A 24,145-nucleotide genomic window follows, 5' to 3' on the forward strand; every position below is an offset into this window, starting at 1 on the left:
TGCATATTATTTTACTACATGCTATACTGATAAAGAAATTCATTTATAGGAGAATGATTATGAGAAAAAACCCATCTCACACTGAGAAAAAAATGGTTTACAGCATCCGTTCCCTCAAGAATGGAACTGGTTCTGTCCTTATTGGAGCAAGCCTTGTTCTGCTTGCCATGGCTACACCAACTATCTCAGCTAACGAAGCCACAACAGCTAGTGCTGAAGCGACTAACACTATTACCCAACCTCTTACTGATACAGCAGTCAAAGCTGATAAGAAGGAAAGTGATATTTCTTTACCCAAAAATGCAAACGCTTCCCTAGAGAAAACAGAAGAAAAACCTGCAACAGAGGCAACCACTCCTGCTGCAAGCCCAGCTGACTCAGCACCACAAATCGGACAAGATCGTTCAAGTGAACCAACTACTTCTACGAGTCCAGTAACGACTGAAACTAAGGCAGAAGAGCCAATCGAAGACAACTACTTCCGTATCCACGTCAAAAAACTTCCTGAAGAAAACAAGGATGCTCAAGGACTATGGACTTGGGACGATGTTGAAAAACCTTCTGAAAACTGGCCAAACGGAGCCTTGTCTTTTAAGGATGCCAAAAAAGATGACTACGGCTACTACCTAGATGTCAAATTAAAGGGAGAACAAGCCAAGAAAATTAGCTTCCTCATCAATAATACAGCTGGGAAAAACCTAACTGGTGATAAATCTGCAGAAAAACTGGCACCAAAGATGAACGAAGCTTGGTTGGACCAAGATTACAAGGTTTTCTCTTACGAACCACAACCTGCAGGGACTGTTCGCGTCAACTACTACCGCACGGATGGCAACTACGACAAGAAATCACTCTGGTACTGGGGAGATGTGAAAAATCCAAGTAGCGCTCAATGGCCTGACGGAACAGACTTTACGGCTACAGGTAAATACGGTCGCTATATCGACATTCCTCTTAAGGATGCTGCCAAAGAATTCGGTTTTTTATTACTAGATGAGAGCAAACAAGGAGACGACGTGAAAATCCGTAAAGAAGATTATAAGTTCACAGATTTGAAAAATCATAGCCAAATTTTCCTAAAAGACGATGACGAATCTATTTACACAAATCCATACTATGTCCATGATATCCGTATGACAGGAGCCCAACACGTAGGAACTTATAGCATTGAAAGTAGTTTTTCAACACTTGTCGGTGCTAAAAAAGAAGATATCCTCAAACACTCCAACATCACTAATCATCTAGGAAACAAAATAACTATCACTGATGTTGCAATCGATGAAGCTGGTAAGAAAGTGACCTACAGCGGAGATTTCTCTGACACAAAACATCCTTATACCATTAGCTACAATTCCGACCAATTCACTACCAAAACAAGCTGGCGTCTGAAAGATGAGACTTACAGTTATGATGGCAAACTGGGAGCTGACCTAAAAGAAGAAGGAAAACAAGTTGATTTAACCCTCTGGTCACCAAGTGCTGATAAGGTTTCTGTCGTTATCTACGACAAGAATGACCCTGAAAAAGTGGTTGGAACTGTCGCTCTTGAAAAAGGGGAAAGAGGAACTTGGAAACAAACTCTAGATAGCACAAACAAACTAGGAATCACAGATTTCACTGGCTACTATTATCAATACCAAATCGAGCGTCAAGGGAAAACTGTTCTTGCACTTGATCCTTACGCTAAATCTCTCGCTGCTTGGAACAGCGATCTTGCAAAAACAGACGCTTCCCATAAAGTGGCTAAAGCCGCCTTTGTAAATCCAGCTAAACTAGGACCTCAAGACTTGACTTATGGTAAGATTCGCAACTTCAAATCGCGCGAAGATGCTGTCATCTATGAAGCTCATGTGCGTGACTTCACTTCAGATCCTGCCATCGCAAAAGATTTGACTAAGCCATTTGGTACTTTTGAAGCCTTTATCGAAAAACTAGACTACCTCAAAAACTTGGGTGTAACCCACATCCAGCTCCTTCCAGTCTTGTCTTACTACTTTGTCAATGAGTTGAAGAACCACGAACGCTTATCTGACTATGCTTCAAGCAACAGCAACTACAACTGGGGATATGACCCTCAAAACTACTTCTCATTGACTGGTATGTACTCAAGCGATCCTAAGAATCCAGAAAAACGAATCGCAGAATTTAAAAACCTCATCAATGAAATCCACAAACGTGGCATGGGAGCTATCCTAGATGTCGTTTATAACCATACAGCCAAAGTCGATATCTTTGAAGATTTGGAACCAAACTACTATCACTTTATGGATGCCGATGGAACACCTCGAACTAGCTTTGGTGGTGGACGTTTGGGGACAACTCACTATATGACCAAACGCCTCCTAGTTGATTCTATCAAATATCTAGTTGATACCTACAAAGTTGATGGATTCCGCTTCGATATGATGGGAGACCATGACGCCGCTTCTATCGAAGAAGCTTACAAGGCTGCACGCGCCCTCAATCCAAACCTCATCATGCTAGGTGAAGGTTGGAGAACCTATGCTGGTGATGAAAATATGCCTACTAAAGCTGCTGACCAAGATTGGATGAAACATACCGATACTGTCGCTGTCTTCTCAGATGACATCCGTAACAACCTCAAATCTGGTTATCCAAATGAAGGTCAACCTGCTTTTATCACAGGTGGCAAACGTGATATCAACACTATCTTCAAAAATCTGATTGCTCAACCAACCAACTTTGAAGCAGACAGCCCTGGAGATGTCATCCAATACATCGCAGCCCATGATAACTTGACCCTCTTTGACATCATTGCCCAATCTATCAAAAAAGACCCAAGCAAGGCTGAGAACTACGCTGAGATTCATCGTCGTTTGAGACTTGGAAATCTCATGGTCTTGACTGCTCAAGGGACTCCATTTATCCACTCTGGTCAGGAATATGGACGTACCAAACAATTTCGTGACCCAGCCTACAAGACTCCAGTAGCGGAGGATAAGGTTCCAAACAAATCTCACTTGTTGCGTGATAAGGACGGCAATCCATTTGACTATCCTTACTTCATCCATGACTCTTACGATTCGAGTGATGCTATTAACAAGTTTGACTGGACTAAAGCTACAGATGGAAAAGCATATCCTGAAAATGTCAAGAGCCGTGACTATATGAAAGGTTTGATTGCCCTTCGTCAATCTACAGATGCCTTCCGACTTAAGAGTCTCCAAGATATCAAAGACCGTGTCCAACTCATCACTGTCCCAGGTCAAAATGGTGTAGAAAAAGAGGATGTAGTAATTGGCTACCAAATCACTGCTCCAAACGGTGATATCTACGCAGTCTTTGTCAATGCGGATGAAAAAGCTCGCGAATTTAATTTGGGAACTGCCTTTGCACATCTCAGAAATGCTGAAGTTTTAGCAGATGAAAACCAAGCAGGGCCAGTTGGAATTGCCAACCCGAAAGGACTTGAATGGACTGAAAAAGGCTTGAAATTGAATGCCCTTACAGCTACTGTTCTTCGAATCGCTCAAGGCGGTGCCATCGTTGCCCCAGCTGTGGAAGAAAAATCAGAATTTGACCTTTCCAGCTTGAATGTCGAACAAGAACAAGGTCAAGCCCAAAACCTAGCAGCAAATCCTGAAACCCAAGAAACTGCTGCAGAGCCTCTTTCTCAGAAAGTCCTTCCAAACACAGGAACTGAGAGCAAATCTCTTCTTACTCTTGCAGGAATTAGTCTCCTTGCTCTTCTAGGTCTCAGGTTCTTACTGAAAAACAAAAAAGAGAACTAAACTAGCCCTCCTATAGAACAATCCCCCAAGCCTTGACGCTCGGGGGATTGATTTTTGTACAACATTTGTCGTCATAATAAACTTGAGTAGTTTTTTATTTAGCCTCTTTCATGGCAAAGTAAGCCCGGACTTTGGGTGCAACTTGTGTGCCGAAGAATTCAATAGCTCTCAGGACTTGTTCATGAGGCATAGAACCAAGTGGTAGATGGAGCATAAAGCGGTCCAAACCTAAGTCTTCAATCATGCGAATCAATTTTTCGGCCACCTGATCTGGATTGCCCACAAACATAGCACCATTTGGCCCAACTTGCTCCAAATATTGCTCATAACGCAATTCCTGCCAATGCGGACGGTCTTTGGAAATAGCGTCCACCACTTGCTTGGTCGGATGGAAATAATCTTTCACTGCCTGCTCGCCATCTTCAGCAATCCAACCCCAAGAATGAGCTCCCACTTTCAGGTCTTTTTCTGCATGACCGGCATCCCTACCGATCTCACGATAAGCCTGAATCAACTTTTTAAAATAACGAGGGTTACCACCAATAATGGCATAGACAATCGGTAGGCCTGCCTGAGCAATCTTCACTGTTGATTCGACATGACCACCTGTCGCTATCCACAAGGACAATTTGTCCTGAACTGGACGAGGATAGACTTCTTTGCCAGAGATTATTTGGGTCAATCGACCTTGCCAGTCTAGCTTGGTCTTTTCATTGACTAACTGAAGCAAGTCTAATTTCTCATCAAAAAGGGCTTCGTAGTCTTTCAAATCATATCCAAACAAGGGAAAAGATTCCGTGAAAGAACCCCTTCCAGCCATAATCTCCGCACGTCCATTTGATAAAGCATCGATAGTGGCATACTGTTGAAACAAACGAACAGGATCCCTACTTGAGAGAATGCTGACTGCGCTGGTCAAATGGATTTTCTTGGTATTGACTACCCCAGCTGCCAGGACAATCTCTGGGGTTGATACCGCAAAATCCGCTCGATGATGCTCACCAATTCCATATACATCCAAACCAACCTTGTCAGCCAGCTCAATCTCTGCCAGCAACTGGCGAATGCGTTCAGCATGACTGTAAGTCTGCCCAGTCCCTTCAAGCACCGTTGTTTCACCAAATGTTGAAATTCCCAATTCTACTATTGTGATTCCCCTTGTCTATTTCTGTCCTTCAATTTGAAAAATTATTCTAATACTCAATGAAAATCAAAGAGCAAACTAGGAAGCTAGCCGCAGGCTGCTTAAAACAGTGTTTTGAGGTTGTGGATAAGACTGACGAAGTCAGTTGCCTATACCTACGGCAAGGTGAAGCTGACGTGGTTTGAAGAGATTTTCGAAGAGTATAACACGAAACTTGAGTACAAGCAACCAATCTGCTCACAGGAAAAAGCCTAGATAACTAGACTTTTTTAGCTTATTCTACCGTTACTGACTTAGCAAGGTTACGTGGTTTATCCACATCAAGCCCACGGTGTAGAGTTGCAAAGTAAGCGACCAATTGCGTTGGCACGACCATTGAGATTGGTGAGAGGTATGGATGTACAGTCGTAAGGACGATATCATCTGTCTCTTTAGCAACATTCTCTTCTGCGATAGTGAGGACTTTGGCACCACGGGCTGCAACCTCTTGGATATTTCCACGAGTATGGTTGGCAAGGACTGGATCTGACAAGAGGGCCAAGACTGGCGTTCCTTCTTCAATCAAGGCAATAGTTCCATGCTTAAGTTCTCCTGCCGCAAAACCTTCACACTGGATGTAAGAAATCTCTTTGAGTTTAAGGCTTGCTTCCATAGCTACGTAGTAATCTTGACCACGCCCAATATAAAAGGCATTGCGAGTTGTTTCAAGAAGCTCACGAACCTTGGCTTCAATGTTTTCTTTCTCTGAAAGAGTTGATTCGATAGACTGAGCTACAATTGACAATTCATGAACCAGGTCAAAGGCTTGCGCTTTAGCATTGCCATTTGCTTCTCCGACTGCTTTTGCTAAAAAGGCAAGGGCTGCAATTTGCGCTGTATAGGCCTTGGTTGATGCCACGGCAATTTCAGGACCTGCATGAAGGAGCATGGTATAGTTAGCTTCACGTGAAAGGGTTGAACCTGGGACGTTTGTCACTGTCAAGCTTGGGATTCCCATTTCATTAGCCTTGACCAAAACTTGACGGCTATCCGCTGTTTCACCAGACTGGCTGATAAAGATGAAAAGTGGTTTCTTGCTGAGAAGTGGCATACCGTAGCCCCACTCAGATGAGATTCCAAGTTCAACTGGTGTATCTGTCAATTCTTCCAACATTTTCTTAGAAGCAAATCCTGCGTGGTAAGATGTTCCAGCTGCAAGAATGTAGATACGGTCTGCGTCTTGAACAGCCTTGATGATAGCTGGGTCTACGACAACTTGACCAGCCTCATCTGTGTAGGCTTGGATCAACTTACGCATCACTGTTGGTTGCTCATCGATTTCCTTGAGCATGTAGTAAGGATAAGTTCCCTTACCTATATCTGACAAGTCAAGTTCAGCAGTATAGCTAGCACGCTCACGACCATTACCATCATAGTCTTGCACTTCGACGCTATCAGCCTTGACGATTACCAACTCTTGGTCATGAATTTCCATATACTGGTTGGTTTCACGAATCATAGCCATGGCATCTGAGCAGACCATGTTATAACCTTCCCCAAGACCAATCAAGAGTGGTGATTTATTTTTAGCCACGTAGATAACTTCAGGGTCTTGTGAGTCAACCAAGGCAAAGGCATAAGAACCACGGATGATGTGAAGAGCTTTTTTGAAGGCTTCAAGAACTGACAAACCATCTTCCTCTGCAAATTTCCCAATCAAGTGAACAGCGATTTCTGTATCTGTTTGCCCTTTGAAGTGGTGCCCCGCAAGGTATTCTTCCTTGATTTCAAGGTAGTTTTCAATCACCCCATTGTGAACCAAGACAAAACGTTCTGTCTCAGAGCGGTGTGGGTGAGCATTGTCTTCCGTTGGTTTTCCGTGAGTCGCCCAACGAGTATGTCCAATACCAGTTGTTCCCTCAACACCAGCTGTCTTAGCAGACAATTCTGCAATACGGCCAACCGCCTTGACCAGATGATTTTCAGCACCACCTAGGACAAAAATTCCCGCAGAATCATAGCCACGGTATTCAAGCTTTTCAAGCCCTTGAATCAAAATATCAGTTGCATTTGTGTTTCCAACAACACCAACAATTCCACACATAGTATATACGACACAGACCAGCTGTGCTTTCTCCTTAAAATTGGTATAGTCTAATTCCTCTTTTATAGAATCAGCAAAAACAGTATATACTTGTTTCTTTCACTTGTCAAGAGTAAAAATTGGTATAGTTCAAATCAAGCTCCTGTAAGCAAAAAACTCTGATCAATTAGGATAATCAGTCAGAGTCCTTTTTAAAATCCATTATTGTCGCTTAATTCCTTGAACCAGTGCCCTGATTTTTTCAGACGACGTTCTTGCGTTTCCAAGTCTAGTTCGACCAAACCATAACGATTTTTATAACTGTTGAGCCATGACCAACAATCGATAAAGGTCCAAATTAAATAGCCCTTACAATTAGCTCCATCTTCAATAGCACGGTGAAGTTCACGCAGATGACCTTTTACAAAGTCAATACGGTAATCATCTTGAATCATTCCATTCTCACGGAATTTTTCTTCCCCCTCAACACCCATACCATTCTCTGTCAGCATCCACTCAATATTGCCATAATTTTCTTTGATATTTTGGGCGATGTCATAAATCCCTTGCTCATAAATCTCCCAGCCACGGTGAGGATTGATTTTACGTCCAGGCATCACATAAGGCTCGTAAAAATGTTCTGGTAAGAGTGGACTCTCTGGATGCTTAGCAAATCGAGGCGCCATAACACGCAAAGGTTGATAGTAGTTGACACCAAGGAAGTCCACCGTATTGTCACGAATGAGATCCAACTCCTCCTCTGTAGCATCAGGCAAGAGACCGTATTCATGTAAGATTTCTACCAACTCCTGTGGATAAGTCCCCAAAACAGACGGATCTAAGAAAGATTGAGCCTGAAAAAGGTCCGCAATACGAGCAGCCTTGACATCAGCAGGATGCTGGCTACGTGGATAAGCTGGTGTCAAGTTGAGGACAATCCCAATCTTGGAATCTGGCAAAAGTTCATGACAGGCCTTAACCGCCCGACTGCTGGCCAATTGTGTATGATAAGCTACTTTAACGGCTGCCTCTGCATCCACCTTATGTGGATAATGGGCATCGTAAAAATAGCCAAATTCCACAGGAACGATGGGCTCATTAAAGGTAATCCATTGATCCACTAAATCTCCATAAGTCTCAAAACAAAAACGAGCATAGTCTTCATAGGCTGAAACAGTCTCCTTATTTTCCCAACCATCACCATCCTCTTGAAGGGCAAAAGGCAAATCAAAATGATAAAGATTGACTAAAAGACGAATCCCTTTGGCCTTAATAGCCTCAAAAACCTTACGGTAAAAGTCTACACCCTGAGAATTGACTTTTCCACAACCTTGTGGAAAAATCCGTGACCACTGAATAGAAGTCCGAAAGGCTGTGTGACCAGTCTCTAACAAAAGCTCGATATCCTGCTCCCAATTTTCATAAAAGGTCGATGTCTTATCTGGACCAATCCCATTATAGTAACGATTTGGCTCCACGTGGTACCAATAATCCCAGAGATTATCTCCCTTACCGTCACCAGCTATACGTCCTTCTGTCTGCGGCCCAGAAGTAGAGGACCCCCAGACAAAATCCTTTGGAAATCTTAGCATACATTTACCTCTTTATCTACTCATTTTTCCCATTATACAGAAAAAACAAGGTAAAAACTAGTTACATTTTTTCCTTGTTTTTCTTCTGATTATAGTTTTTATTTCTTGCTGAGGATTTCAAGTGTTTCGAGCAAGTTATCTGCATGAACTTCGATGGTGTCACCAGTCGCTTTAATCTTAACTTCTACGATACCATCTGCTGCTTTCTTCCCAACAGTGATACGGATTGGCAACCCAATCAAGTCGCTATCGCTGAATTTAACACCAACACGTTCGTTACGGTCATCTGTCAAGACTTCGTAACCAGCTCCCATCAAGCTTGCTTCAAGTTTTTCTGTCAAGGCTTGCGCTTCTTCATCCTTGACATTGACGGTAATCAAGTGCACATCAAATGGTGCCAATTCTTTAGGGAAGTTGATTCCCCAAGCGTAACGATATTCACCTTTTGGTGTTTTGTTAACAAAGAGGCGAGCGTGTTGCTCCATCACTGCTGAAAGGAGACGGCTGACACCGATACCGTAACATCCCATGATAATTGGCACAGCACGGCCATTTTCATCCAAAACATCTGCTCCCATGCTTGCTGAATAGCGAGTACCGAGTTTGAAGATGTGACCAATTTCGATACCACGCGCAAAGTTAAGGACTCCTTGCCCGTCTGGAGAAATCTCACCTTCACGAACTTCACGGATATCCACATATTCTGCAGTAAAATCACGGCCTGGGTTCACACCAGTCAAGTGGTAGCCATCTTCGTTAGCACCGACAACTGCATTGCGAACATCTTGCACCTTACGATCTGCAATAATTTTAATATTCTCTGGCAAACCAACTGGTCCAAGTGAACCAAATCCTGCTTGAACAACATTTGCCACTTCTTCTTCGCTAGCAACGTCGAAGAAATCTGCTCCCAAATGGTTTTTCAATTTAACTTCGTTGAGTTGATCATTTCCAACTAGAAGGGCTGCAACAAGCTCACCATCCGCCTTGTAGAAGAGGGTTTTAATCGTTTGTTCTTCTGGAACATTGAGGAAGGCTGCAACTTCATCAATTGATTTAACATCTGGTGTTGCAACACGAGTCACTTCTTCTTCAGCGACAACACGGTTGCTTGGTTTGTACTCGTTTGTTGCCATTTCCAAGTTGGCCGCATAGCTAGATTCACTTGAGTAAGCAATGGTATCTTCACCAGAAACCATCCATTTGAGCAATTCTGCCTTGATTTCTTCTTGCACTTCTGCAGGAATTTCGTCAAATGAGGCAACTGACTTATCCAAGACAACCCAGCGGTCAAGGTCTGTACGAGCAGGTGTAATGGCCATAAATTCTTGGCTGTCCTTACCACCCATGGCTCCACCGTCACCGATGATAGCCTTGAAATCTAAGCCACTACGAGTGAAAATACGCTCATAAGCAGCCTTATACTCATCATAAACACTGTCCAAACTATCATAGTTAGCGTGGAAGCTATAAGCATCCTTCATGATAAACTCACGTGTACGAAGAAGGCCATTACGTGGGCGTTTTTCATCACGATACTTAGGCTGGATTTGATAAAGGTTGAGTGGCAATTGCTTGTAAGACTTAACAGAATCACGGACAATAGCTGTAAAGGTTTCTTCGTGAGTTGGACCTAGGATAAAGTCTGATTTTTCACGGTTTTTTAGTTTATAAAGGTCTTCACCGTAAGTTTCGTAACGACCTGATTCGCGCCACAATTCTGCACTGAGGAGGGCAGGAGCCAACATCTCAACGGCACCAATCTTGTCGAATTCTTGGCGCATGATGTTTTTAGCTTTTTCAATCACACGGTTGGCAAGTGGTAAGTAAGAATAAACACCTGCTGAGACTTGGCGAACATAACCAGCACGCAACATAAGAGCGTGGCTGATAACTTGAGCATCGCTTGGCATTTCGCGAAGCGTTGGGATAGGCATTTTACTTTGTTTCATAATATTCCTCGATTATCTAAAAAAGAGTCGCATGATGTCATTCCAGGTCACAGCAATCATCAAGACAACCATGATGACCACTCCGGCCAAGGTGACATAGGTTTCAATTTCTTGTTTCAATGGTTTGCGGCGGATAGCTTCTAGGATATTGAGCACAATCTTACCACCATCCAAAGCTGGAATCGGAATCAGATTAAAAATCCCGATATTGATAGAAATCATTGCCAAGAAGTACAAGACATTCTCAATTCCATTTTTAGCAGCATCACTACTTGCCTTAAAAATGGCAACGGGGCCACCTAGCTTGTTCAAATCCGGTTGGAAAATCAGATTTTTCAGGGCTGATAGAATTCGTAGGGCCGAGTCAGCAGCAGTTGTAAAACCGCCTACAAACATGGATAGAAAATCTGACTTAATCCCCGGTTGAACACCTAGAAGGTAACGGCCTTGACTTTCTTCTGGAGTAACAGTGACTTGTTTGTCACTACCATTTTCAGAAATAGTCACATCCAAGGTCGGGGCCGTCTTATCTTTGGTTTCTGATTCCACAGCCTGAATCAAACTTTCCCAGTTGCTAATCTCATGTGAGCCAATCTTGGTAATCTGAGCCGTTTCTGGTACTCCTACCTTAGCCAAAGCACCTTGGGGCATAACATGGAACTGGTTGGTATCAACATCTCTGACACCACCCTGCATAAAGATTAAAATCCAAAAAACAACGACACCTAAGATAAAGTTATTCATAGGGCCTGCAAAATTAGTAATGAGTTTGCCCCAGATAGTCGCATTTTGATATTGAACATCTAAAGGTGCAATCCGAACCTCAGTACCATCTGCTTCCACAACCGTTGCATCGTGATCCACTGCAAAAGTTTTTTCTTCTTCCAGAACCAATCCTTTGATAAAGAGCTTGTCTTCAAAGTCAAACTGGGTCACCTGCATAGGAAGAGCTGTTTGATCCAATTTTTTACCTGAGAGATTGATGCGTTTAACCTTACCATCATCAGTAAGCGTCAAACTAACAGGAGTTCCTGTCTTAATTTCAGTTGTATCATCACCCCAACCAGCCATGCGAACATAGCCACCCAGCGGCAAGATTCGGATGGTATAGGCCGTCCCATCCTTGCCAATATGAGCAAAGATCTTGGGTCCCATGCCAATGGCAAATTCACGCACTAGAATCCCTGATTTCTTGGCAAAGTAGAAGTGCCCAAACTCATGCACCACCACAATAATCCCGAAAACCAGAATAAAGGTTAAAATTCCGAGCATAGTATTTCCTCCGTCTTTTGATTAAAAGAGTCCAAATAAGTGCATGATTGGAAATACAAGTAACATACTATCAAAACGATCCAAAACACCACCATGTCCAGGGATAAATTTCCCAGAATCCTTGACACCAAAGTGACGCTTGATCGAACTTTCTAGTAAATCCCCAAATTGTCCAGCCACACTAAAGAAAATAGCAAAGACTGACATCTTGTAAATTCCATAGGGAAGGGCAACTGTCCTGTCAACTATCATAAAGATGATGGTTACTAAAATTGCTCCTAAAATACCACCAAAGGCACCCTCAAAGGTTTTATTTGGAGAAACTGTCGGAGCTAATTTTCGTTTACCATAGTTCATCCCAACAAGATAGGCACCACTGTCTGTTGCCCAAACAATACACAAGGCCAAGAGCGCCTTATCTAAACCTGCGACACGAGCATCTAGCAAAGCATTAAAACCAAATCCCACGTAGAAACTCATAGCCAGAGGGAAAACAGCATCCTCAATCGTATAGGACTTGCTAAAAACGGTCGTTCCTAACATGATTGAAATCAAAACACTATAGGCAACCACATTCCCATCAACTGGCAAAAAAGTCAGGTAATTCTCCAAGGGAATGGTCAAAGCAAAGGTTGCAAATAGGGTCAAGAGGCCCTCCATCGTCATGGTCTCTAGACCTCTCATCTTCAAAAGTTCATGCATGGCTAGCATGGCTATGATTCCGATTGCTATCTGCAGCAAGAGTCCCCCAACCATCAAAATCGGTAGGAAAATAGCCAGGGCAATCCCTGCAAACAAGGTTCTTTTCTGTAAATCCTGTGTCATATTACCTCCTAAACTCCTCCAAATCGGCGATGGCGACGATTGTAGGCAAGAATAGCTTCCTGCAAGGCTACCTCGTCAAAATCAGGCCACAAGGTGTCCGTAAAATAGAGCTCACTATAAGCTCCCTGCCATGGAAGGAAATTGCTCAAACGCAATTCTCCACTAGTACGGATAATCAAGTCTGGATCTCGTACATCCTTAGGCAAATGCTGGGTGAAGAGATAGTTGCCAATCAATTCCTCTGTGATGTCACCTGGGTTGATTTTGGCATCTAACACATCCTGGGAAATCAACTTAAGAGCCTGTGTAATCTCAGCACGTCCACCATAGTTGAGAGCAAAATTAAGAATCAAACCTGTGTTGTTCTTAGTCAATTCCTCAGCCTTGGTCAGAGCTTCAAAAGTTTGCTTAGGCAGGCGGTCTGTCTCCCCAATCATTTGAATCTTAACATTATTCGCATGCAATTCCGGGACATAATTATCATAAAACTCTACTGGCAAGTTCATGATAAACTTGACTTCCTGATCTGGACGGGTCCAGTTTTCTGTAGAAAAAGCATAGACCGTAATAACCTTAACGCCTAGTTTGTTGGCTGCCTTGGTCACAGTTTGCAATGCTTCCATGCCCGCCTTGTGTCCGAAGACTCGCGGTTGCATACGTTTTTTAGCCCAACGACCATTCCCATCCATGATGATGCCGATATGAGCAGGAACCTGTGTCGGAACTTCTACTTCCACAGCCTTATCTTTCTTAAAAAATCCAAACATGATCTTATTCCTATTCAAAAATCTATCGTTTCATTATACCATATTTCCCTATTTTCTTCTATCACTAAGCTATTTATACTCTTCGAAAATCTCTTCAAACCACGTCAGCTCTATCTGCAACCTCAAAACAGTGTTTTGAGCAACCTGCAGCTAGCTTCCTAGTTTGCACTTTGATTTTCATTGAGTATTATTCTCAGGCACAAAGCCCATTTTCAAAAAAATAAGCCGCCTGATTGGGCGACTCTATTTTTATAGGGAGATTATTATGAAAAAGTTTTAGGAGTTTAAGTTAAGATCTTCTTAACTTATGAACTTAGTATACACTCCCTAGCTTAAAGTTTCCTTAAGTATTTTTAAAAATCAAATTTTTCCATTTCTCTTGCCAATTTTTCTTGAATAGCCGTGTTTGATAAAGTTCCATTCGGTCTTGATTCTCTAAGAAATGAGGAGTTGGACGAACTTGAAAATTCAAAATATCCTCCAAACCATAAGGTGCATAGAGTTCAAAATCTGATTCTTCATTCAAGCGCAGTCCAACTGCCGTACACCGTTCTGGATACTTACTCATAGCATCACGGGAACTGGTATAGGGAGCAGTATGAGGGCTATGCTGGTGCATATAGACCTGATTTTTCAATTCCCACTGGTACTGAGGAAAGTCCTCTCGTAGCTTTTTCTCCAGGGACAAGGTTTCCTCATAAGAAATATCCGGTTCAAAGAAAATCACATCTACATCTGTTTCATGGTCAAAAGGGGATTTGTCTGACAAAAGATTCCAGATGAAATTTCTGACAGAACCTGCTGCCAACCACGAGTCTTTCAGACCAAGGTTTCGGATGATCGTCAGAATAGCCATCATATCCGGATTTTCTCTAAAAGCCTCTAGAATTTCTTGCTTATTTTTCATTGTACTCATACCCCAAATGCTCATATGCCTTAGCAGTCGCCACCCGTCCAGACCGTGTCCGCATGATAAAACCTTTTTGAATCAAGTAGGGCTCATACATGTCTTCAACTGTCTCACGCTCTTCTGCTATGTTAACAGAAAGAGTTCCTAGACCAACAGGACCACCACCGTACATCTCAATCATGGTGCGAAGGATTTTTTGATCCACATAGTCCAAACCTTCATGGTCAACATCCAGCATAGTCAAAGCCTTATCGGTAATAACATCATCGATAACCCCATTCCCCATAATCTGGGCAAAATCGCGCACGCGCTTGAGGAGACGATTGGCGATACGAGGGGTTCCACGACTCCGCAAAGCCAACTCAGAAGCTGCCTCATGAGTGATTTCCATCTCAAAAATATCTGCTGTCCGCTCGACAATTTCCGTCAAATCAGCATGAGCATAATACTCCATATGACCTGTAATCCCAAAACGTGCCCGTAGCGGATTTGAGAGCATACCAGCCCGAGTCGTCGCACCAATCAAAGTGAAAGGTGGCAACTCCAAATGAACACTGCGACTGCCTTCACCAGCACCAATCATGATATCAATGTAGAAGTCCTCCATGGCACTATAAAGCACCTCTTCCACAGACATGGGCAAGCGATGAATCTCATCAATAAAAAGGACATCCCCAGGCTCTAAGTCATTCAAAATCGCTACTAGATCACCAGCCTTTTCAATGACAGGCCCAGACGTCTGCTTGAGATTGACACCCAGTTCGTTAGCAATAACAAAGGCCATGGTCGTCTTCCCCAAACCTGGAGGTCCAAATAAGAGGACATGATCCAGCGCTTCATCCCGCATTTTGGCGGCTTCAATAAAGATTTGGAGCTGGTCCTTGACCTTATCCTGCCCGATATATTCACGTAAATACTGAGGACGGAGTGTGCGTTCTACTAACTCCTCATCCCCCATTATCTCATTATCTAAAATTCTACTCATGGCTCTATTATATCAAAAATCCAAGCCACAAACAAAAAAGCCACCCGATTGGGTGACTCCTGAGTTTAGCACTTATGTTGGTTGTATAATATTATACGGCACTTCTACACCGCCTACGAAAGGAGGTAAGATAGCCCATGATGGAATTAGTACTCAAAACTATCATCGGACCAATTGTGATCGGTGTCGTTCTTCGATTAGTCGATAAATGGCTAAACAAGGACAAATAGTGTCAAAAAAGACCCTAAGCTTAATGTGGAAGTTAGCTTGGGGTCTTTTCTAGCCTATGATATAGACACAATACTTAATTCCCTTTTATTATCCCACAGTTCACACATTTTGTCAAAAGTTTACATTCTCATCTACTCAGCTTCTCCAACTTTAGAATCTGTCCAATAAAGTTTATAAGATTAAGTAAAAGTTATCGGAAAATGATGTTTAAAATAGTCTCTAAAAGCCTGAAATAGAGCCAAAAAACTCCACCTGATTGGGTGACTCCCGAGTTTAGCACTTATGTGGTATAATATTCTACGGCACTGCTACACCGCCTACGAAAGGAGGTGAGATAGCCCATGATGGAACTAATCCTTAAAACTATCATCGGACCAATCGCGGTCGGTGTTGTTCTTCGCTTAGTCGATAAATGGCTAAACAAAGATAGATAGTGTCAAAAAAGACCCCAAGCTTAATGTGGAAGTTAGCTTGGGGTCTTTTCTAGTCCATGATATAGAACTAATCCTTAATTCCTCTCCATTATCCCACAGTTCATAAAATTTGTCAAAACTTTACATCCTCAGCTTCTCAAGCTTTAACCGCTTTACAACAAGACTTTCAATTTTAAGAGAAGTTAGGGATTCTATCATTTTCATAGAAATTTTGATTTCGTAAACGAAGAGACAATCTTACATGTCACTTCTCATTTAATACGCCACTACTAGACAAGCAAAATCATTATTACAGTAGTTCCAGTCCTTCAATTAACAGTCACTTACAATCAAATTGAGTTTGAAGTAGCTGAAGTAACAACAAACCTATTTCTTAGTCATATTTCCTAAAAAAGTCCCCGCCAATTCCCCGACCAAAATCCGAAAAATACCGAAAAATATCAAAAAATGATTTTTAGAATAGTCCCAAAAAGCCTGAAATAGAGCCAAAAAACTCCACCTGTTTCGGTGGAGTTAAGGGAGATTATTATGAAAAAGAAAAGTTTAGGATTTTATTAAATAAAGTTAGGAGGTCTTTATTTAATAACTATATGATACAAGACGAAGCTTAAAACTAGCTTAACTTTTCGCAGATTCTACCACTTTTCAAAAAAATTTCTATTACCATCACCTCACCCCACAAAAAAGTCACCTGATTGGGTGACTTCATTAGGAGATTATGATGAAAAAAAGTTTTAGGATTTCATTAAATAAAGTTAGGAGGTCTTTATTTAATGGTTATATCATACTAGACCATCCTTAAACTTTGCTTAAGAAAAACAAGTTTTGTTATTTTTCTCTGTTTACCCAAATCATTCCTGTACAATCATAGGTAGATAAGTCTTCAAAACCCAAAGAACGATAAAATCCCACGTTTTTTTCTGTCTGTTCTGTCACCAGCTGGACTTGATAGGCATCTTTGTAATCCTCTAAAGCCTCTTTCATCAAGGCACTACCAATCCCTTGACGCTGATAGATTGGTAAAACAATCAAATCCTGTACAAAAACTGATGAAAAACCGTCTCCAACCAAACGAATCAAGCCCACCACAGCATCGCCATCAAGTGCCACATAAATCACTAATGAATGAGATAAGGCCTGCTCCAGCATCTCTGGTTGATGGGTATAATTTGTCCAACCGACAGCCTGATAGAGATGCAAAACATCCTCGAGCTTGACGATTTCTTGCTTTCTAATTGTTATCATGTCAACACCTCTTAAAGTTCTCTCAAGCTCTTGTACTGCTGTCCATTTTTATCAAAATTTTCAGGACGCAACCATGTTTCCAAACGATCTTTGACTTTGGGCCAGTCCTTATCAATCATAGACAACCAATCCGTATCCCTCGTACGCCCCTTATAAACCACTGCCTGACGGAAGGTTCCTTCGTAGACAAATCCCAAACGCTCCGCAGCTCGTCTTGATGACAGGTTAAGAGCATCGCATTTCCACTCATAGCGACGATAGTGGAGTTCTTCAAAAACATAGCGAGCGAGGAGATACTGGGCTTCAGTTCCTATCCGTGTTCCCCTAAGCTCTGGAGAAAAAGTGACCGCCCCCACTTCTATTGCTCGGTTATTCTGGTCAATGCGCATAAGAGAAAAAGTTCCCAAAGCCTTACCAGTTGACCTGTCTATGATTGCATAGTAAAAACGGTCCTTACGAGCCAACATCTGATTTAAAAGAGTAACCAGTTCCTCTCTGTCTGTCACTGGTTCCTGAAAGAGGTAGGTCCACATCTCCCGAGGCGTATCAGAGCCATAAACAGCTAATAAATCCTCCGCATGCTTTTCCACTGAAAGAGCCTCTATCCTAGCATAACGCCCTTCTAAGAAATCAATAGAAGGCAGTGCACCGGGTGTATAACCTTCCATTGACTCACCAATCATCTGACCATATTCATTTACTGGCATAGCTTTCTCCTTGTTTTTACACTGAAAATACTATATCATAAATTACTCTAAATGGAAACTAGCACTCTCCTCCAACTTCATACTAAACACTTCACTATTTATCCTTTTTCTTTCTTTTATCCTCTAAGGCTTGATTAATTCGTTGGGTGAGTTTGTGAGTTTGCCAGATTTGATACAACCATATCAATCCATAAATTAACAAGAAAAAGAACCAAAGCAAGGGACTCCACAAGGCTGAATCCCAGCCAAAAAATAGAGAGATCAATACTAAAACAGTAGCTGTCACTAATAAATGAACTCCTACACGTATGCTAAAAGAAAGAAACTCTAGCTTTTCAAGGATTAAAGTCAATACCCCCATAATTCCACCCATTAAAAAAAGAGCTAGAATATTTTTTACCATTGGGACAGGATAGGTAATGCTTGGATAGCACTGAGCTAATAACATCATACTCAAATAAAAGAAGGAAGCCGTGCGCATTCCCGATACAAAATAATCAATTAATCGTTTCATGATTTTCTCCTATAAACCTAGATAATTCATTAAGGACTTAACGTATTTCCGACTCACACTAGATTTGATGCCCCGAGTCATTTTAGCCATCATGTTCCCTGAAAAACTATCTGATAACGATTCTAAGTGGTCAATGTTTATAATTGAATGGCGTGATATCTGTATAAAGTTACGCCGATTAATCCGATTCTGAAAATTTATCAATGTTTCCTTAGTTTTATAAATCCCATCTACCGTATAAATGGTTAATAAATTCTTGTCAATATCAGCTAGAATAAGATCCTCACTCTTCACCATGACCAGATAATCATCCGTTCGAATAGGAATGGTCACCTGATTGGTCGTTGAAAATTGTTCTAAATACTCCATGATTTCCCTTGCTTGGTCAGTTAACTGAGCTGCCTGAATTACAATCTGTGGGTCCTTTTCGGAAAACTCTGTCTTCATTTCAAAACGAATCTTCATTTTCTCTCCAATATACTTTTATTTTCTCCTGCTAAACACTTTAACAAATAAAAGCCAAAGAAGAATAGCGACGAGACTGATAATAACCACTATAAAGTATGTCTCTTCCTTTGTCAATAGTTCTTGCCAGTTGATTTGGATTCCCATTTTTTCTTGAAATTCCTTTAACAAGCTGCTATTTCCTGTAAATGCGGTCTCTAAGTGCTCTTTCATTAAAATTTGTCGATAAAGAGAAGCAATATAAGTTGCAGGGGTACACTTCATGATAATCTGTGCAAAATCAGGTAAAACTCCAATAGGGGCATAAGTTCCTACTAAAAATCCAGAAGCAGTTCCCACTATAGTTGCCAGTTTGCCAAGACTATCTACAGATTGAAAACGATAAATCAAGAGAATATTTATCAAACTTGAAAGCAGACTACTTAACAACATAATCAAAGCAATTTCCGGTAAATGACTGATAACTGGACTTTCTTTAAAATAAAGCCCCATAACAGCAAACATAAACACCTGCATGACAAAAGAGATGGCAATACTACTGATTAGATAGGACACCTGTAAACCCCAGCTACCTAAATCTGTCAAGAAGAGATCTTGATCCACTTGATTTTCACGATCCTGTACCATTTGTGTAAGAGCCGTAAAACTGGTTGTAATCCCAGTCACAGCCAAGGTCCCACCCATCAGCCAGTTATTTAAAAGATTCGTATTATCAGGGAGTTGAGACCAAGCGTCTGTCAAGTTCTTCTGCAAAAAAATGATATAAAGGAGGAAGGAAATCAATGCCCCCAATAATGAGAAAAATACTCCTGAACGATTACGAAAATATAAGATAAAATTCCGTTTCAATAAAGCTAACATTAGCGAACCTCTCTTCCTGTAAGTGCAATAAAGGCATCATCCATGGTACCTGGACGAAACTCAAAAGAATCAATTTCTTCTCGTACTTTTGCCAAATATTCAATAGCTTCCAGTGATGTCCTTGGATAAAAAAGATATTCCAACTCATTTTCTTCCTTTACGGTCATTCCAGTCTGTAGCAACTTTTCTAAATCCTTCATTTCTTTAAAACGAATTTTTAGAATATTAGATGCATACTGACTTTTAATAGCCGTCGCAGAACCTTGCGCAATCACTTTCCCATGATCAACGATATAAATCTGATCAGCTTCATCCGCTTCATCCAGATAATGAGTCGTTAAGATAATAGTCATCCCTTCATCCTTTTGTAGCCGAGACAGTAAATCCCAAATGGCTTTGCGAGTCTGAATATCTAGACCTGTCGTTGGTTCATCTAAGAAAAGAATATCTGGCTGTGAAAGAAGAGCACGCGCAATATCAACCCTACGTTTTTGCCCACCTGACAAAGTCCCATATAGTTGCTTCTGGAAAGCAGTCAAACCCAGTTGATGGATCAAATCATCCACACGACTTGCTCCCATTCCCTTATACTGTTGAGCACGAATCGTGAGATTTTCCCTAACCGTCAACATCTCATCCAGTACACTAGCTTGAAAAACAACTCCTATTTTCGTATTTGGCGCATATCGAATCTGACCTTTTGTAGGCTTTTTCAAACCGATTAACATGGAAATGGTGGTTGATTTTCCTGCACCATTGGGACCCAAAATAGCATTAAAACTCCCTTTTTCAAACTCTAACTGAATATCGTCAACAGCCATATAATCGCCGTACCGTTTAGTCAAATGTTTAACTTGTAAAATCATATTTATTTCCTCCTCTTTACCTCACCAGTTTAACAAAAAGTATGAAAGAAAAATCGACTTTTGAGATAAGTGGTTAAAATGAGAGGTTAAGTGGTGAGATGATGGAAACAGAATTATATTTTTCCTTCAAAAAATCCTCCAGATTCTACTCTGAAGGATTCCTATCTTATTTCACAACAATATTAACCAATTTATTCGGTACCGCAATCACTTTCACGATTTCCTTACCGTCAATTTCTGCTTTGACTTTTTCATCAGCGAGAGCAATTTCTTGCAATTCCTCACGTGATAGGTCTTTAGCGACCATGAGTTTGGCACGAACTTTACCTTTGATTTGGACAACGATTTCGATTTCGTCTTCAACCAATTTGCTTTCATCCCATGTTGGCCAAGCTACGTAAGAGATTGACTCACCTGTTGCTGCAACAGTTTGCCAGAGTTCTTCTGCCAAGTGAGGAGCAAATGGTGCAATCAACTGAACGAAGCCTTTGGCGTAGTCTACATAAAGTTTGTCTTCCTTGTTGGCAGCGTTGACAAAGACCATAAGTTGGGCAATGGCTGTGTTGAATTTCAATGATTCGATTTGTTCAGTAACAGCTTTAACCGTTTCGTTATAAACCTTGTCAAGAGCACCATTGTTTTCTGCAACAATTTCCTTGCTTGTAATCAAACGGTAAACACGGTCAAGGAACTTACGGCTTCCTTCCAGACCTTCTTCTGACCAAGCGATTGAAGCATCAAGTGGCCCCATGAACATTTCATAGACACGAAGAGTATCGGCACCGTATTGTTCCACCACATCGTCTGGGTTGACAACGTTCTTAAGAGATTTAGACATCTTGGCTGGTGCTTGCTCCAACTCTTCTCCTGTTTCCATATGGAAGAAGGAACCGTCACGTTTTTCAACCTTATCAGTCGCCACAAGCGCGCCACGATGGTCACGGTAGCTGGTTCCCAAAATCATTCCTTGGTTAAAGAGTTTTTGGAATGGTTCCTTAGTCGGAACAACACCGAGATCATAGAGGAATTTGTGCCAGAAACGAGCGTAAAGCAAGTGAAGAACAGCATGCTCTGCACCACCCACGTAGATATCTACTGGCAACCATTGTTTGAGAAGATCCTCATCAGCCAATTTCTCAGTGTTGTGTGGATCAATATAGCGGAGGTAATACCAACTTGAACCTGCCCATTGTGGCATAGTATTTGTTTCACGACGACCTTTAACACCATCTTCACGAGTCACTTCAAGCCAATCTGTCAAGTTAGCCAATGGACTTTCCCCTGTACCTGAAGGGCGGATATCCTTGGTTACAGGCAAGACAAGTGGCAATTCACTTTCAGGAACAGCTGTTGAAGTTCCGTCTTCCCAATGAATGATTGGAATTGGTTCACCCCAGTAACGTTGACGGCTAAAGAGCCAGTCGCGGAGACGGTAGGTAACCTTCTCTTGTCCACAGTCTTTTTCTTCCAACCAAGCCACAATCTTGGCAATAGCGTCTTCTTTGTTGAGTCCATCTAGGAAGTCTGAATTAACGTGAAGGCCATCTTCTGTGTAGGCAGCTTCTGCTACGTTTCCACCTTCAAGGACTTCTACGATTGGAAGGGCAAATTGTTTGGCAAATTCCCAGTCACGTTGGTCATGGGCTGGCACAGCCATGACAGCACCTGTTCCATAGCTAGCAAGAACATAGTCTGCAATCCAGATTGGAATTTCCTTACCATTGACAGGGTTGATGGCATAAGCACCAGTCCAAACCCCTGTTTTTTCTTTGGCAAGATCTGTACGAGCCAAGTCAGACTTGAGACTAGCTTGGTGTTTGTAGTCTGCTACGGCTTCTGCTTGCTCTGTGCTTGTGATAGCATCAACCAAGTCATGCTCAGGAGCCAAAACGGTGAAAGTCGCACCGAAAAGAGTATCAGGACGAGTGGTAAAGACTGTGAATTCCTTATCAGTTCCCTTAACCTTGAAGGTTACATTAGCACCAGTTGATTTCCCAATCCAGTTGCGTTGCATGTCCTTGATAGACTCTGGCCAGTCCAGGTCATCTAAGTCATTAAGCAAGCGTTCCGCATAGGCAGTGATTTTAAGCATCCATTGGCGCATTGGTTTGCGGACAACTGGATAGCCTCCACGCTCAGAAGTTCCGTCAGGAAGAACTTCTTCGTTGGCGATGGCAGTTCCCAATTCCTCAACCCAGTTTACTGGCACTTCCGCTTCATAGGCCAAGCCTTTTTCGTAAAGCTTAGTGAAAATCCATTGCGTCCACTTGTAGTAGTTTGGATCTGTTGTATTGACTTCACGATCCCAGTCATAAGAAAATCCAAGCGCATTAATTTGGCGTTTGAAGTTGGCAATGTTCTCCGCCGTAAATTCTGCTGGGTCATTACCTGTATCCATAGCATATTGCTCTGCAGGCAAACCAAAAGCATCCCAACCCATTGGGTGAAGGACATTATAGCCTTGCGCACGTTTGTAACGGCTGAGGATATCTGTCGCTGTGTAGCCTTCTGGGTGTCCTACGTGCAGACCAGCTCCAGACGGATAAGGGAACATGTCAAGCGCATAAAACTTCGGTTTTGATGCATCTGTTCCTGTCTTAAATGTATGATGTTCCGCCCAGTAGCCCTGCCACTTAGGCTCAATTTCTTTATGATTGTAAAAACTCATGGTCTCTCTCCAATTTTGTGATGTTACTATTATACCATTTTTGAGGGAATTTGAAAGACGAGAAATGTTCTTTTAAGCTTGTATAACAAGAAAGACTGAATCGCAAATCCAGCTTATGTAGCAGTATAAAAAATTAGCTCCCATTTGGAGCTAACTTCTATTGATTATTTGTCTCTTGCATCTTCTCCCGTCCTAGTTCTCGGTAACTACGGTCGCCGACAACTTCTACGCTAAACTGGCCGTCCTCATATTCAAGTATCGTCACGCTACCATTATCTAGACCATGCGGATGCATACCATTAATTAGATAAACAATGGTTCCAATGGTCATTCCGTGGCTGACGACAAGGGCATTGCCTCCGCCTTGTTCTTCCATTTCTTTGGCAATCGCTTCAAAACCTTCCTTGATTCGGCCACTGAGTTTTTCCCAGCCTTCAGCCCAACCAGCTGTATCAACCTCTACCAAGCCCTCAGCCAGTTCAGCATAAGACAATTGGTGAACATGGTCCACATTAAAGATACGAGGAATAATACCCATGAAAAGATCGCCATCGTAGGCTCCATCAAAGCTACCAAAACACCATTCTCTGATACGCTTGTCCATACGATAAGGGATTTTCCCCTGCAAGCCAAGTTCATCAAGGATAATTCCCATTGTCTGAATGGTGCGACCAGAATCACTGGAATAAGCGCGCTCAAACTGCAAACCAGATTCTCGCAAACCGATTCCTAATTCTTGAATCCCTCTCTCACCTTCAGCTGTTAAGGGAGTATCGCTCCAACCTTGCGCGCGACCAATCGTGTTAAACATAGTCTTTCCATGACGTACCAAATACAATCGTACTTTTACCATTTTCCGTCCTCCGTTTGCTTCTATTATATCATGGATGATA

20 protein-coding genes are annotated in these 24,145 nt (G+C 42.0%); 3 read left to right on the forward strand and 17 right to left on the reverse strand.

Annotated features, from left to right (window positions below):
• Positions 1-59: 59 nt before the first annotated feature.
• Positions 60-3,752: a pullulanase gene (locus HMPREF0851_RS09470; RefSeq protein ID WP_001230898.1), complete on the forward strand. Its 3,693-nt coding sequence runs from the start codon at positions 60-62 to the stop codon at positions 3,750-3,752.
• Positions 3,753-3,846: 94 nt separating this feature from the next.
• Here HMPREF0851_RS09470 and HMPREF0851_RS09475 read toward each other — a convergent pair whose 3' ends face one another.
• The 9 genes from HMPREF0851_RS09475 to ruvB form a co-directional block, all read right to left on the reverse strand.
• Positions 3,847-4,899 (reverse strand): LLM class flavin-dependent oxidoreductase, encoded by a 1,053-nt coding sequence (locus HMPREF0851_RS09475; protein WP_025169863.1) that lies wholly within the window; start codon positions 4,897-4,899, stop codon positions 3,847-3,849.
• Positions 4,900-5,170: 271 nt separating this feature from the next.
• The gene (gene glmS, locus HMPREF0851_RS09480) at positions 5,171-6,979 is read right to left on the reverse strand and encodes a glutamine--fructose-6-phosphate transaminase (isomerizing) (RefSeq protein WP_000334281.1); all 1,809 of its coding nucleotides are present in this window, start codon (positions 6,977-6,979) and stop codon (positions 5,171-5,173) included.
• A 191-nt stretch (positions 6,980-7,170) separates the two neighbouring features.
• On the reverse strand, positions 7,171-8,550 hold the full coding sequence (bglA, locus tag HMPREF0851_RS09485; RefSeq protein ID WP_000943495.1) for a 6-phospho-beta-glucosidase: 1,380 nt from the start codon (positions 8,548-8,550) through the stop codon (positions 7,171-7,173).
• Between the two features lie 98 nt (positions 8,551-8,648).
• The gene (locus tag HMPREF0851_RS09490) at positions 8,649-10,502 is read right to left on the reverse strand and encodes a proline--tRNA ligase (protein WP_000814048.1); all 1,854 of its coding nucleotides are present in this window, start codon (positions 10,500-10,502) and stop codon (positions 8,649-8,651) included.
• Positions 10,503-10,514: 12 nt separating this feature from the next.
• Positions 10,515-11,774 carry an RIP metalloprotease RseP gene (gene rseP / locus HMPREF0851_RS09495; protein WP_000900675.1) on the reverse strand — a complete coding sequence of 420 codons (1,260 nt, stop codon included), beginning with the start codon at positions 11,772-11,774 and terminating at the stop codon, positions 10,515-10,517.
• A 21-nt stretch (positions 11,775-11,795) separates the two neighbouring features.
• Complete coding sequence (locus tag HMPREF0851_RS09500; protein WP_000189872.1) at positions 11,796-12,599, reverse strand: phosphatidate cytidylyltransferase; 804 nt, start codon at positions 12,597-12,599, stop codon at positions 11,796-11,798.
• An 8-nt stretch (positions 12,600-12,607) separates the two neighbouring features.
• A complete protein-coding gene (locus HMPREF0851_RS09505; protein WP_000466721.1) occupies positions 12,608-13,366 on the reverse strand; it encodes an isoprenyl transferase in 759 nt (252 codons plus the stop codon).
• A gap of 343 nt (positions 13,367-13,709) precedes the next feature.
• On the reverse strand, positions 13,710-14,282 hold the full coding sequence (locus HMPREF0851_RS09515; RefSeq protein ID WP_009014279.1) for a nucleotidyltransferase family protein: 573 nt from the start codon (positions 14,280-14,282) through the stop codon (positions 13,710-13,712).
• Positions 14,263-15,261, reverse strand: a complete 999-nt coding sequence (gene ruvB / locus HMPREF0851_RS09520; RefSeq protein ID WP_009014280.1) for a Holliday junction branch migration DNA helicase RuvB — start codon at positions 15,259-15,261, stop codon at positions 14,263-14,265. Before ruvB ends, HMPREF0851_RS09515 begins: the two co-directional genes overlap by 20 nt.
• Before the next feature lie 137 nt (positions 15,262-15,398).
• Between ruvB and HMPREF0851_RS0103990 the strand changes: the two genes are divergently transcribed.
• Both HMPREF0851_RS0103990 and HMPREF0851_RS0103995 read left to right on the forward strand, forming a co-directional pair.
• Positions 15,399-15,491 (forward strand): type I toxin-antitoxin system Fst family toxin, encoded by a 93-nt coding sequence (locus HMPREF0851_RS0103990; RefSeq protein ID WP_000970379.1) that lies wholly within the window; start codon positions 15,399-15,401, stop codon positions 15,489-15,491.
• A gap of 342 nt (positions 15,492-15,833) precedes the next feature.
• A complete protein-coding gene (locus HMPREF0851_RS0103995; protein WP_000970291.1) occupies positions 15,834-15,926 on the forward strand; it encodes a type I toxin-antitoxin system Fst family toxin in 93 nt (30 codons plus the stop codon).
• A gap of 828 nt (positions 15,927-16,754) precedes the next feature.
• Here HMPREF0851_RS0103995 and HMPREF0851_RS09525 read toward each other — a convergent pair.
• From HMPREF0851_RS09525 to HMPREF0851_RS09560, 8 genes are all read right to left on the reverse strand, one after another.
• Positions 16,755-17,171 (reverse strand): GNAT family N-acetyltransferase, encoded by a 417-nt coding sequence (locus tag HMPREF0851_RS09525; RefSeq protein WP_000628689.1) that lies wholly within the window; start codon positions 17,169-17,171, stop codon positions 16,755-16,757.
• Positions 17,172-17,182: 11 nt separating this feature from the next.
• Positions 17,183-17,878: a GNAT family N-acetyltransferase gene (locus HMPREF0851_RS09530; protein ID WP_001144907.1), complete on the reverse strand. Its 696-nt coding sequence runs from the start codon at positions 17,876-17,878 to the stop codon at positions 17,183-17,185.
• 94 nt (positions 17,879-17,972) lie between these two features.
• The gene (locus tag HMPREF0851_RS09535) at positions 17,973-18,392 is read right to left on the reverse strand and encodes a DUF3021 domain-containing protein (protein WP_000825502.1); all 420 of its coding nucleotides are present in this window, start codon (positions 18,390-18,392) and stop codon (positions 17,973-17,975) included.
• 9 nt (positions 18,393-18,401) lie between these two features.
• On the reverse strand, positions 18,402-18,857 hold the full coding sequence (locus tag HMPREF0851_RS09540; RefSeq protein ID WP_000701944.1) for a LytTR family DNA-binding domain-containing protein: 456 nt from the start codon (positions 18,855-18,857) through the stop codon (positions 18,402-18,404).
• Positions 18,858-18,875: 18 nt separating this feature from the next.
• Positions 18,876-19,718 carry an ABC transporter permease gene (locus HMPREF0851_RS09545; protein ID WP_000880490.1) on the reverse strand — a complete coding sequence of 281 codons (843 nt, stop codon included), beginning with the start codon at positions 19,716-19,718 and terminating at the stop codon, positions 18,876-18,878.
• Positions 19,718-20,584: an ATP-binding cassette domain-containing protein gene (locus tag HMPREF0851_RS09550; RefSeq protein ID WP_000603138.1), complete on the reverse strand. Its 867-nt coding sequence runs from the start codon at positions 20,582-20,584 to the stop codon at positions 19,718-19,720. Before HMPREF0851_RS09550 ends, HMPREF0851_RS09545 begins: the two co-directional genes overlap by 1 nt.
• A gap of 166 nt (positions 20,585-20,750) precedes the next feature.
• Complete coding sequence (gene leuS, locus HMPREF0851_RS09555; protein WP_000011727.1) at positions 20,751-23,252, reverse strand: leucine--tRNA ligase; 2,502 nt, start codon at positions 23,250-23,252, stop codon at positions 20,751-20,753.
• Between the two features lie 157 nt (positions 23,253-23,409).
• On the reverse strand, positions 23,410-24,105 hold the full coding sequence (locus tag HMPREF0851_RS09560) for a histidine phosphatase family protein (protein ID WP_000241550.1): 696 nt from the start codon (positions 24,103-24,105) through the stop codon (positions 23,410-23,412).
• Positions 24,106-24,145: the final 40 nt, after the last annotated feature.

Source organism: Streptococcus sp. M334 (genome assembly GCF_000187745.1).
In the GTDB taxonomy this organism is placed as follows: Bacteria; Bacillota; Bacilli; order Lactobacillales; family Streptococcaceae; genus Streptococcus.